Source organism: Methylobacterium komagatae (assembly GCF_042661665.1).
GTDB classification, from domain to species: domain Bacteria; phylum Pseudomonadota; class Alphaproteobacteria; order Rhizobiales; family Beijerinckiaceae; genus Methylobacterium; species Methylobacterium komagatae.
The window spans coordinates 417,929-429,622 of sequence record NZ_JBHSWN010000001.1 but is presented as its reverse complement, the minus strand read 5'-3'; the positions used below and the strand labels follow the sequence as shown (position 1 = coordinate 429,622).

Annotated in this window: 9 protein-coding genes and 1 pseudogene; 3 read left to right on the top strand and 7 right to left on the bottom strand. The window is 66.5% G+C overall.

Features of this window, described 5'->3' with window-relative positions; genetic code table 11:
- The first annotated feature begins 31 nt into the window (after nt 1–31).
- The gene (locus ACFQE0_RS02100) at nt 32–649 is read left to right on the top strand and encodes a hypothetical protein (RefSeq protein ID WP_378966633.1); all 618 of its coding nucleotides are present in this window, start codon (nt 32–34) and stop codon (nt 647–649) included.
- 11 nt (nt 650–660) lie between these two features.
- Here ACFQE0_RS02100 and ACFQE0_RS02095 read toward each other — a convergent pair whose 3' ends face one another.
- From ACFQE0_RS02095 to ACFQE0_RS02065, 7 genes and pseudogenes are all read right to left on the bottom strand, one after another.
- Nucleotides 661–1,896, bottom strand: a complete 1,236-nt coding sequence (locus ACFQE0_RS02095; protein WP_378966631.1) for a hypothetical protein — start codon at nt 1,894–1,896, stop codon at nt 661–663.
- A 126-nt stretch (nt 1,897–2,022) separates the two neighbouring features.
- Nucleotides 2,023–3,264, bottom strand: a complete 1,242-nt coding sequence (locus ACFQE0_RS02090; protein WP_378966629.1) for a KpsE/RkpR family capsule polysaccharide export protein — start codon at nt 3,262–3,264, stop codon at nt 2,023–2,025.
- A gap of 118 nt (nt 3,265–3,382) precedes the next feature.
- Nucleotides 3,383–4,036, bottom strand: coding sequence for an ABC transporter ATP-binding protein (locus ACFQE0_RS02085; RefSeq protein ID WP_378966627.1), 654 nt, complete (start codon nt 4,034–4,036; stop codon nt 3,383–3,385).
- Nucleotides 4,037–4,111: 75 nt separating this feature from the next.
- Nucleotides 4,112–4,897, bottom strand: a complete 786-nt coding sequence (locus ACFQE0_RS02080; protein WP_378966625.1) for a hypothetical protein — start codon at nt 4,895–4,897, stop codon at nt 4,112–4,114.
- 223 nt (nt 4,898–5,120) lie between these two features.
- Complete coding sequence (locus tag ACFQE0_RS02075; RefSeq protein WP_378966623.1) at nt 5,121–6,209, bottom strand: branched-chain amino acid aminotransferase; 1,089 nt, start codon at nt 6,207–6,209, stop codon at nt 5,121–5,123.
- A gap of 127 nt (nt 6,210–6,336) precedes the next feature.
- Nucleotides 6,337–8,126, bottom strand: a pseudogene (locus tag ACFQE0_RS02070) (ABC transporter ATP-binding protein).
- Nucleotides 8,127–8,229: 103 nt separating this feature from the next.
- Nucleotides 8,230–8,751: a Spy/CpxP family protein refolding chaperone gene (locus tag ACFQE0_RS02065; protein WP_378966621.1), complete on the bottom strand. Its 522-nt coding sequence runs from the start codon at nt 8,749–8,751 to the stop codon at nt 8,230–8,232.
- 109 nt (nt 8,752–8,860) lie between these two features.
- Between ACFQE0_RS02065 and ACFQE0_RS02060 the strand changes: the two genes are divergently transcribed.
- Nucleotides 8,861–9,793: a metal ABC transporter substrate-binding protein gene (locus ACFQE0_RS02060; RefSeq protein ID WP_378966619.1), complete on the top strand. Its 933-nt coding sequence runs from the start codon at nt 8,861–8,863 to the stop codon at nt 9,791–9,793.
- A gap of 123 nt (nt 9,794–9,916) precedes the next feature.
- Complete coding sequence (locus tag ACFQE0_RS02055) at nt 9,917–11,674, top strand: heparinase II/III family protein (RefSeq protein WP_378966617.1); 1,758 nt, start codon at nt 9,917–9,919, stop codon at nt 11,672–11,674.
- Nucleotides 11,675–11,694: the final 20 nt, after the last annotated feature.

Here is an 11,694-nt window from a genome sequence, read left to right as displayed (position 1 = left end):
AAGATCCAAGGCGAGACCCGAAGGAGGCAACATGCCGGAACGCGCCGTCACCGCCCTGTTCGAACGCTATGCGGAAGCGCAGAGCGCCATCGAGCGCGTGGAAGCCCTGGGCATTCCCCATGCCGACATCGCGATCCTCGCAAGCCGTTCGCCGGACGCACCCGACGTCTCCGCGCCGGGCGCCGCCCCGATTGCCGGAGAGGCCGAGGCCAATGCCGCCGGGACGGCGGGTACGGGGGCTGCGGTCGGCGGCATCATCGGCGGCGGAGCGGGATTGCTTGCCGGTCTCGGCATGCTCGCGGTGCCAGGCATCGGCCCGGTCGTTGCGGCAGGCTGGCTCGTGTCGGCCCTCACCGGGGCGGGGATCGGTGCCGCCGCAGGGGGCCTCGTCGGTGGGTTGACGGGCGCTGGCATGACCGAGGCCGAGGCGGCAGCCTATGCCGAAGGCGTTCGACGGGGTGGTACCCTCGTGACCGTGCGAAGCGACGAGGGGCGCGCCGAGCAGGTGATCTCGGCTTTACGGGAATCCGGCTCGATCGATCTCGACGAGCGAGCCGAAGGCTGGCGTGCCGAGGGCTGGACCGGCGGTACAAGCGGGCAGGATGCCGAGAAAGGCCCTCACCAAGTCTTCGGCGGCAACCGGCCCTGAAAGTGGCCGGGCTATTGCCGCATGGCGTCGCGATCCGAGAGCATCCACACGATCGTGCAGTTTTGCCCTGGCAGGCTTTCCGAATGGAGCGTGAACTCCGTTTCCTGCGGCGCGGGGAGGAAGACCGCCTGTATCATGTTCCGGCCGATCTCCATGACCTGCCCGGAGGATTCGATCCATGCCCGGACGGGCGCCGGATAGCCCGACAGATACATGACAGTCATCACCAGCGGCTTGAACTCTCGCACGGTTCGAAGCCGGATCTGGTGATTGCCCGCGGCGATGATGCTGAGGTTTTCGCCATCGCGGAAGGCTTGCCAACGCGCTCCCTCCTCACTGGCGACGGTAACGATCTCCAGTCCCATTTCCGCCGCCGCTCCCTCGACGTGGTGCGGCACGGCCGGAAGGGGTGATACCCCCGATGTTGACAGAGCGAAGGGAGCCCCGGCGCGAAGCGCCTCGCTGCTATGGATATTGTAGAAGCGCCAGCAATTCAGGAAGCGGATATCTGTGGTCATGTGCAGGCCCCGGATCGGGCCCGCGGCGGAAGACAGCATGACATTGCAATTCGCGTCTATTCCCTCCTTCACGCCGTTCTTCGTGACGAAATTCTCCGTCTCCGGCAGCAGCGTCACGCGTTCTTTCGCCCCCCATAGATGCAGTATGGTCGTGTCCAAGCCGTAGACTGCACGAAAATCGATGCCGACCCGGCCGAGGCATTCGCGCACATGTGCCGCGAAGTCCTGCCAAGCCTGCCTGGTGCCGGCGATCAGGCCGGCCTGGAGGGCGCTACCGTAGAGGTTCGCGACCTCATCGCGGACCATCCGCGAATGGGCTTGGCGGTCCGGCCCGATCAGCGGGTTGGTGATGAAGTCGGAGAACCAAGCATCGGTGCAGACGAAGATGTTGTCGCCTTCGACGAGTGAGAACAGGTCGAACGTGCCGGCCGGGAACCAGATGTCGGCATCGTAGAGAGCGATCTTTTTCAGTCCGGGATTGAGGTCGCAGAGCCGCGCCACCTCAAGGTAGCGCCCGACCGGCAGAGCCTCTTCCTCCGCCACCGATACATTGATGCCCTGCGCGCGCAGAATATCGATCTTGCGTTGAGACAGCCCGAACCCGATGACCGCGATGTGCCCTCGATAATCGCTTCGCCGCAGCGAGAGGATGAAGGGCACCAGCATCTCGTACCACGCGCGATCGTTGTCATTGATCGCAACGCAGACAGCCTCTTCGCGGGCGTTCATCTCGCTTCACCTTGGTCTACATCGGCAGATTGTAGATATGAATACTACAACTTTACTGCCCTTTTGCCGACAACAGTGTAGGTGAGCGGCGCTCGCCCTTCAAGTTCGGGGCTCGTCGTCCTTCGATTATTCCATGGCCTTGCGCACGAACAGGGCGGTGGCAAAGAACAGCGCCGCTCCGGCCGTGATCAGGCTCGTCATCAGGATGCGGCGCGGCTGGGTCGAGGATTCCGCCCGAACCGGTTGGACGATGGGGCTGAAGAATTCGACCTGCCGCGCGGCGATGATGCGGGCACGCTCATGGGCACTCAGCACCTGCTCGTAATACTTCGTCGCGTTCTTGCGCTCGTTCTCCAGGGCCTCGAAGCGGGTCAGCGCCTCCGACAACACGCGCTTCTGCTCAGGGTCCTGCGTGGCGCTCGCCTTCTCGATGCGCGCGATGTTGTCGTCGATGTCGCGAATCTGCTGCTTGAGATCCATGATGCGGCGGGATTCGGGCCCGAGATCGCGCTGGCCGATGGCGAGTTGGACCGCGAGGTTGATGCGGTTTGCGCGCAGTTCCGAAACGACCTTGAGGTTGGCCTCGTTGCTCTTCTGCGCATCGAGCACGCCTTCGCGGTTGCGCAGGTCGCGGACGGCGACGCTCACCTTCCGCAAGCGCTCATCCGCAAGCTTCAGTTCGCGGTTGCTCTCGGTCAGGGCGTCATTGCGCGCGTTCGTACTCAGCTCGTTGACCATCCTCTCCGACTCCTTGAGGACGGCCTTGGCAATGGCAAGCGATTCATCGGGGTCGAACGCTTCGACAGTCAGGCTCATGATGCCGGAGCCGGATTCAACCTCCACATCCACGCGCTGCTTCCAGTATTTCAGGAATTTCTCGACCGGCTTTTCAGCGTCGAACCGGGACACATAGTCGATGCTGTCGCGGCTGAACCATTCGCGGATCGGAAGCTGCTTCTCGAGGATCTCCACCATTGGGCGGCTATGGATGTAGGCGTAGGTGATCAGCGTGTCCTGGGCGACCATCTGCGAGGCCACGCCGGAATTGGTGCCCACCGAATCCGGTGTCGCCTTTTCGACCGCGCCGATGGCGGGGCGGATCGCGAAACGCGCTTCGGTCACGTAACGGTCGGACGCGATCAGACCGTAATAGATCGCGCCCGCCAAAGTCGGCAGGACGAAGCAGATCACGAACAGGACCGGAACCCATGGGTCGCTCTTGACGTGAGTCTGGTACGACCGGATGCCCTTCCGCCGGTCGGCGAAGCGCGACATGCGCGCGAATTGCCGGAGCGATTCCGCGATCTGCTGCTGCCGGTCGGCCGGCGTGAGCGGCTTACCCTCGGGCTTGCCGATCTCCATGTTCATCGAGCAATTCCGATCTGTCCGAACGTCCGGTGCCGGCCTCAGCCGGCCATCATCACCGACGACGGGTGCGACATGCCAGTGCCTGACGGCAAAACAATGTCGGCGCTTGCCTACAGCCTCAAGCGTTAAGGCGGTGATAGACCTCGATGGCGTCGTTCACGTCCTCGTAGACGATGGCACGGCCGTTCAGCAGCACGATGCCTTGCGTGCACCATGCCCGGATCACCTCCATCGAGTGTGAGATCATGATCACGTCAGCGTGCTTGCGGCGCTGTGAGAACACCTCCTCGCAGCGCCGTGCGAAACGTCCATCGCCGACCGAGGTCACCTCGTCGATCAGGTAGCAGTCGAATGGGATCGCCATGCTCATCCCGAAGGCGAGACGGGCATTCATACCGGAGGAATAGGTCCGGATCGGCACGTCGAGGTAGCTGCCGAGTTCGGAGAAATCCTCCACGAAGTCGAGCACACGCTTGGGATCCTCACCGTAGATGCGGGCGATGAACTTGACGTTGTCGCGGCCGGTCATCTGCGGGTGGAAGCCGCCGCCGAACCCAAGCGGCCAGGACACGCGCAGGCCACGCTTCACCAGCCCGCGGGTCGGCTCCTCGGTGCCGGCGATGAGCCGCATGGTGGTCGACTTACCCGCGCCGTTGATGCCCAGAATGCCGTAGGAGATTCCGGGCTTCAGGGTGAAAGACGCCTGTTCCAGGATGGTGCGGCGGTGGCCGTCCGTCTTGTAGACCTTCGTGACGTTCTCGAAGCGGATCAACGAGAGAGCCTCCGTGCCGATCAAGCCGAGCCCTGCCGCAGGAAAGAGGCGAATCTGAGGATCGCGCGTCGTCCCTCAGAGATGGCCCTGGGCACGGAGGCTGGCGCCGAAATCGCCGACATAAGTGTGCTGGCCGAGGTGATCGAGCCGGGACTCCAAGTCGGCATAGACCTTCCCGCCCATGTCGCGCCAGCGACGGCAGAAGGCATAATCCTCCGAAAGGTACCGGCGCGAGTCCGGGTCGAGCATGCAATCGAAGAAGAGCCAGTAGAGATGGGCGAGGGGGTCTTGCTCGCGCCCGTCCGGCACGTAGTTCAATTCGGGGTAGTGTTTCATCATTCGGATAAACACCTCCCGCTTGATCGCCATGAAGCCCGTCGTCGCCTCCGCGACCTCGATGAAGCCGTCTTCGTCGATGTAGGGTTGAAGCGGTTCCGCGCCCTGGCCGATCGGGTTGAAGGCGTAGGTCGTGAAGTGGCGCTGATAGTCGGCGTAGGTCATCCCCGCCGGTAGCCCCTCGGCCGGCCAGTTGTTGGCCTTCAGCGGGTAAACGCCGGAGGCGATGTCCCGGTCCGCCAGCAAGGTCCGGAAGACTGCGTCCGGCGTGAAGGCGATGTCGGAATCGATCCAGAACAGATGGGTCAGCGTTTCGTCCGCGAGGAACTCCTTGACGATCCGGTTCCGCGCCCGCGTGATCAAACTCTCGCTGCGCATCGCCAGCATCGTGGTCATGCCGTTCTGCGCGCAGGCATAGGCCAGCCCGTACATGCTGGTGACGTAGTTCATCGACACCGCCGAGATGTAGCAAGGCGTCGCGAACATCACCTTCATCGACCGAAGCGCCGAGGTCGGCAGAAGCATCAGACCATCTCCATGACCGGCGGCTGTGGCCGCTGGCATGGAAGCGTTTAGCGCTAAATCTTTTCGGTCAGAACTGAATTGTAGAACTCGTAAACAAATACAATTTGTGAAATACGGCGAAGTTCTATACAATCTAAAATTGTTTGCCCATTCGGGTCCCCGCCGTCATGGCTTCAATTATGGTCGCAATGACGACGGAGACGGAATGGCGGCTGAAAGCCGCTCAGAACACCTTCTGAAACCAGCCGTGGGAATCGTTGGTGTTGCCGCGCTGGATATCGACCAGCATGCTGCGGAGCTTGCGGGCGACCGGCCCGGCAACGGAATCACCGATGGCGAAATCGTCCTCGCGGCCGCGCACCTTGCCGATGGGCGTGATCACCGCCGCCGTTCCGCAGGCGAAGGCCTCGGTCTGGCGGCCGGAGCGCACATCCTCGCGCCACTGGTCGATGGCATAGAGCTCCTCGCGGACGGTCATCCCGGCCTCGCGGGCCAGGGTGATGATCGAATCGCGGGTGATACCCGGCAGGATGCTGTCGGACAGCGGCGGGGTCAGGAGCGTGCCATCCTCGAAGACGAAGAACACGTTCATGCCACCCAATTCCTCGACGTAACGGCGCTCGGCCGCGTCGAGGAACACAACCTGCTCGCAGCCCTTGCTCGCGGCCTCGGCCTGTGCCGCGAGGCTCGACGCGTAGTTGCCGCCGCATTTGGCTGCGCCGGTGCCGCCCGGCGCCGCGCGGGTATAATGCTCCGACAGCCACACGGTGACCGTGCCGTTCGGATCCTTGAAGTAGGAACCGACCGCCGAGGCGATGGTGATGAACAGGTATTCGGTGGCGGGCTTCACCCCCAGGAACACCTCGTTGGCGATCATGAAGGGGCGCAGATACAGGCTGCCATCCGGCGTGTCGGGGATCCAGGCGCGATCGATCTCGACGAGCTTGCGCTGCGCGTCGATGAAGGCCTTCTCGGGGAAGGGCACCATCGCCATGCGCTCGGCCGAGCTGCGGAACCGCTTGGCGTTGGCCTCGGGCCGGAACAACGCAGCGCCGCCATCGGCGGTGCGGTAGGCCTTCAGGCCCTCGAAGATCTCCTGCGCGTAGTGCAGCACCGCCGCCGCCGGATCGAGGGGAATGGGCGCCCGCGCGGTGATTCGCGCATCGTGCCAGCCGCGCTCGGCGCTGTAGCGGGCGATGGCCATGTGGTCGGTGAACACCTTGCCGAAGCCCGGATTGGCCATCAGGGCCGCGCGGTCTTCGGTGGAGCGGGGGGCCGGGTTGCTCTCGATCTCGAACGTCAGGTCGCTCACGGTCAGGTCCTCTCGGTCCGAGCCGCGCTTGGCCCCGTGACGGACCCGTTCGGCTCGGAACCCTTGTTCCGGCGCGCTCGCCCACGCGGCACGGGCGGTCGCGGCGGCGGGGAGCACATTCCAAGCCTTATGGCGTGCTCTGAGCCAGGACGCCACTGTCCTCCCGACGCACCGGATCGTCGCTGAGTTGCAACTGCCGCAGGCGGGCATAGGCGCCGCCTATCGCGACGAGTTCGTCGTGGCGGCCGGTCTCGATGACGCGGCCCGCTTCCATCACCGCGATCAGTCCGGCATCGCGGACGGTGGACAGCCGGTGGGCGATGACAAGCGTCGTGCGCCCGTGCATCAGGCGGCCCAGCGCCTCCTGCACCAGCCGTTCCGATTCGGAATCGAGGGCCGAAGTCGCCTCGTCGAGTAGAAGGATCGGCGCGTCCTTCAGGAAGGCGCGGGCCAGCGCGATCCGCTGCCGCTCGCCGCCCGACAGCTTTCCGCCCCCGGCCCGACGCGGAACCCGTAGGCTCCCGGCAGCGCCGAGACGAAACCATGCGCCGCCGCCGCTTTGGCCGCCGCCTCGATCTCGTCCTGCGACGCGCCGGGGCGTCCGAAGCCGATATTGGCGGCGATGGTGTCGTCGAACAGCACGACTTCCTGGGACACGACGGCGACGGCGGACCGTAAGGACGCGAGCGTCACCGCGCGTACGTCCTGTCCGTCGATCGTCACGCGGCCCGCATTCACGTCGTAGAGCCGAGGCACGAGGTTGAGCAGACTCGATTTGCCCGAGCCGGAACGGCCGACCAGCGCGGTCACGCTGCCCGCCAGGGCCACGAGGTCGATGCCTTCGAGAGCAGGCGCGTCGGCGCGGTAGCGGAAGCGCACCCCTCGAACCGGATCTCGCCCCTCGTCACTGTAAGGGGCGTCGCACCGGGGGCCTCACGGATCGTGGGCGCCTCGTCCATGAGGTCGAAGTAGCGGCGCAGGGCGGCGGCGGCCTCCTGCAGGATCGCGTTGAGGTTGCCGAGTGCTCGCGCGGGCTGGGCCGCGAGCAACAGCGCCGCGACGTAGCCGGTGAAATCGCCGACCGTGCGGTCCCCGTTCAGCACCCGCTGCCCGACGAGGACCAGCACCACGGCAACAGCGAGCCCTCCGCCGATCTCCAGCAGCGGATCGAGCCGCCCGCGTGCATTGGCGGCCTTCATCTTCAGGCGGCGCACCTCGTCGAGGGATTCCGCCGTGCGGCCCTTCAGATAGTCCTCCATGGCGAAGGTCTTGGCGACGCGGGCACCTTGCAGACTCTCGGAGATGAGGCTCGCAGTGGCGCCCATCTGCTCCTGCGTCGAGGTGGAGACGCGGCGCAGCTTCTTGCCGATCTTGCCGATCGGGCCCGCCACGAAAGGCACGGTCACCGCCGCGACCAGGGTGAGGATCGGGTCCATCCAGAGCAGGGCGGCGACGAGGCCGATCAGCATCGCGACGTCCCGCAGGAGAACGGTGGAGATGCGGGTCAGCGCTTCCTTGATGAAGGCGAAATCCGTGGTGAAGCGCTGGGTCAGGGCGGCGGGGCTCTCCCGGCCGAGCTGCGCCAGATCGGACTCGATGAGGTGGCCGTAGAGGGCGGCCTGCATGTCCGCCTCGACGCGCGTGACGACGCGGTTCGTCAGGATCGTCTGGCCGTAGAGCGCGAAGCCACGCAGTGACGTCACCAGCACGACGACGATGGGCCCATAGGCGATAGCCGCCGCATCCTTACGGTCGAAGGCGTCGAAGGCCGCCTTGATCAGCGCCGGGTAAAGCCCTGTCGAGGCGCCTACTACCGCGATCAACACCAGCACGATGGCGAGGACCGCGCGGTGGGGGAGAGCCATTCCCGCCACAGCCGGACGAGCAGGGGGCCGTGTCGCCCGGCAGGCGTGCCATGGAAAGTCCGGTTCGATCCTGATCGCCAGCCCCGGATTGGGGCGGCGGAGGCGGTGTGACGTCCCCGCCGCCGCGGATCAAGCCATTCCGCCCGAAAGCCGCCTCAGCGTTCCTCGCCCTCCGGCCCATCCTCATGGTCATGATCGTGGTGGCGATGGCGCCAGCCCGGCGCGCCCATCGGTCCCATCGGACGCGACAGAACCAGCGCGCGACGCTTCTGATCCTGATCGAGGTTCGCGTAGAGCGGCTGCGTCGCGTCCGCGAGTTTGCGCAGGGCATCGGCCCGGGCGGAGGCCATGTCGGCCATGGACCGAAGCGCGGCAGGGGCATCGTCGGCGAAGCGTGGCCGGTTCTCCATGGCGGCGCGGCGCTGCTGGCGCATCTTGGCCATGTCGCGCATCGCGGCCTCGACAGGCGGCCACAGCTTCTCCTGATCGGGCGTGAGCTTGAGGCCGGCGTGAAGCGCGGCGATCCGGGCATCAGCGAAGGCAGCGCGGTCTTCCGGCGTCAGGGCGCTCCAGCGGCCATGCGGGCCGCCGGGGTGTCTGTCATGCGCCCAGGCAGCACCCGCGAGCCCGAGGCCGACGAGGCCGGTGGCGAGCAGGGCGGTGGTGCGATGGGACATCGTGATCTCCTCGTGGTTCGGGAGACGCGCGAACGCCCCTCCGATCCCGATCTGGCGCTCGGCATGTATCCGCCTTGTGTATGTAATAATGTTACATTATCAGCCCGTCATGGCATGGAGGTGCGGGTTGAGCGGAATCGTGCGTGTGGCGGCTGTGATCGCCGTGTGTGTCTGGGCTGGAGCCTCGGCCATCGCCGGGGAGGGCCCGGTACGTGCGGTGGCGACCTTCTCGGTTCTCGGCGACCTCGTGCGAGAGGTCGGGGGGCGCCATGTCGAGGTCTCGACACTGGTCGGGCCGGGCTCCGACGTGCACAGCTTCAGCCCCGCGCCGGGCGATGCGCGCAAACTGGCCGGGGCCGATCTCGTGGTTGTCAACGGCCTGGGCCTCGAAGGCTGGATCGAGCGGCTGATCCGCGCTTCCGGCACGAAGGCGCCGGTCGTCACCGCGAGCAACGGCGTGCCGACCATCGAGGAGGCCGATCCGCATGGCCATGCCGATCACGGGCATGGTGCGGTGGACCCGCATGCGTGGCAGAGCGTGGCCAATGTGAAGATCTACGTGGCCAATATCCGCGAAGGACTGTCGAAGGTCGATCCGGCCCACGCCGCCGACTACGCGAGTGCCGCCTCCGGCTACAGCGCCAAGCTCGACGCGCTCGACCGGGACGTGCGGGCGGCTCTCGCGCGGATCCCGGCGGAGAACCGGCGGCTCATCACCACGCACGATGCCTTCGGCTATTTCGCGGCCGCCTACGGCCTCAAGATCCTGGCGCCGCAGGGCCTGTCCACCGAAAGCGAGGCGAGCCCCCGCGACGTGGCCCGGATCATCAGCCAGATCCGGAAGGAAAAGGTCCCGGCCGTGTTCCTCGAGACGGTGACCGACCCGCGCCAGATGGAGCGTATCGCCCGTGAGAGCGGCGCGCGGATCGGCGGAGAAATCTATTCGGACGCCCTCTCGCCCCCGGACGGTCCCGCCCCGACCTATCTCGCTATGATCGCCTCCAACGTGAAGGCGTTCGAGACGGCCTTAGCGCCGCGCTGACGGATCCGGATGGGCTGACACAGCGTAAACCAATGGTTAAGAGGCCCGCCCTACCTTGAGGCGGGAGGGTACCGGCCGAACCTCGACGCGAGGTCTCCCGGTCCCGAAGTCATGGGAGAACGCGTGGCTTGGGGGCCTGATGGCTGGGGGCCTGACCGCTGGCGCCTCTATCGCCTGGTCGGGCGTGAGGTGGCACGGACAGTGCGGGGCGCGGTCGCGCGCCTGAGCGCGCCGCCGGCGATCCTGGCGCGCGTCCGTGTGGGCGCCCTGGTGATCGCGCCGCAGGATCTGCGCACCTCGGACGCCACCTTCGCCGACGACATCTATTCCGGCCTCTTCGTCTTCGCCGGGCGCTCGCTCGCGGCAGGCGGCGGTTCGCCCTTCGACTATGCGCCGCCCTCGCCGGAATGGGCGGACGAGTTGTACGGCTTCGGCTGGCTGCGCCATCTTCGTGCGGCGGATACGGCCTTGGCCCGCGCCAATGCCCGCAGCTTCGTCTCCGATTTCATCGCGGGGCGGGGCGATCCGGTGCTCGCGCGGCGGACGCCCGTGGCCGCGCGGCGGTTGATCTCGTTCCTGTGCCAATCGCCGCTCGTGCTGGAAGGGGCCGATCATGGCTTCTACGACAGCTTCCTTCGGGCCATAGGCCGGAACGCGCAGCAGCTCGAACGCGATCTGCGGCGCGGCGTGGTTCCTCCCTTCCGGCTGAACGCGGCAGTGGCGCTGTGCTACGCGGGCCTCTGCTGCGAGGGAATCCAGTCGATCCTGCGCCGGGCGACGCGGGTGCTGGTGCGGGAACTCGAACGCCAGATCCTGGCCGATGGCGGCCATCTCTCGCGCAACCCACGCTTCTGCGTCGAACTCCTGCTCGATCTCCTGCCCCTGCGGCAGGCCTTCCTCAGCCGCTCGGTCGAGCCGCCTTCCGCGCTGTTGCGGGCCATCGACCGGATGCTGCCGCTGTTGCGGCTGCTGCGCCATCCGGATGCGTCCCTCAGCCATTTCAACGGCATGGGCGCGACCGACGCCGACCATCTCGCCACGCTGCTTGTCTATGACGACACGTTCGGGCGGCCGATGATGCATGCACCGAATTCCGGTTACGAGAGGCTGGAAGGGGGACGCGTCGTCCTCACCGCCGATGTCGGCGCCTGCGCGCCGCTGCCCTACTCGGTGGCGGCGGGGGCGGGGTGCCTGTCCTTCGAGATGTCGAGCGGCCCGCAGCGGATCGTCGTGAATTGCGGCCTGCCCGCCAGCGGGCCGGATCTCCGCCAGCTCGCCCGGTCCACCGCCGCCCATTCCACCGCCACGGTGGACGATGCCTCCTCCTGCCGCTTCGTGGTGAAGTCCGGCTGGTGGTGGGAACGGCGGATGAGCGCATGGCTCAGCCGCCGCCTCGGGCCGGTGGTCCTGCGCGGGCCGGTGAACGTCGCGGCCGAGCGCGTCGAGCAGGGGGACGGTCTCGTCCTGGCGGCCCGGCATGACGGCTACATGCAGGAATTTGGGCTGATCCACGAGCGGCGCTGGCACCTGTTCCCGGAGGAGGGGCGGCTCGACGGGCACGACGCCTTCATGCGCCAGGGCAAGGGTGCGAAAGCCCGCCTGCCGGGACGCGCGCGGGGCCATTCCGTGGCCGTGCGGTTCCACATCCACCCGGCCGTCGCCGTGCGCCACGTCCCCGGCGGGATCGAGCTGGCCTCCGCGCTCGGCGAGGTCTGGCTGTTCGATGCCGAGGGCGCGGAGGTGCGAATCGAGGAGAGCGTATATTTCGCGGGGCTCAGCGGGCCGCGTCGCTCGGACCAGATCGTTCTCTACCTCGCCGTGACCGATTCGGCCGAGGTGCGTTGGACCTTCGCACGGCTTGCAGGGGCGTCCGCCCGCTGAGGATGAGCCCGAGGCTGGCC

Bases quoted from the DNA above. Each gene is read 5' to 3' on its own strand.
- ACFQE0_RS02090 (WP_378966629.1), bottom strand. From the start codon at position 3,264: ATGAACATGGAGATCGGCAAGCCCGAGGGTAAGCCGCTCACGCCGGCC.
- ACFQE0_RS02100 (WP_378966633.1), top strand. From the start codon at position 32: ATGCCGGAACGCGCCGTCACCGCCCTGTTCGAACGCTATGCGGAAGCG.
- ACFQE0_RS02095 (WP_378966631.1), bottom strand. From the start codon at position 1,896: ATGAACGCCCGCGAAGAGGCTGTCTGCGTTGCGATCAATGACAACGAT.
- ACFQE0_RS02080 (WP_378966625.1), bottom strand. From the start codon at position 4,897: ATGCTTCTGCCGACCTCGGCGCTTCGGTCGATGAAGGTGATGTTCGCG.
- ACFQE0_RS02065 (WP_378966621.1), bottom strand. From the start codon at position 8,751: ATGTCCCATCGCACCACCGCCCTGCTCGCCACCGGCCTCGTCGGCCTC.
- ACFQE0_RS02060 (WP_378966619.1), top strand. From the start codon at position 8,861: ATGGCATGGAGGTGCGGGTTGAGCGGAATCGTGCGTGTGGCGGCTGTG.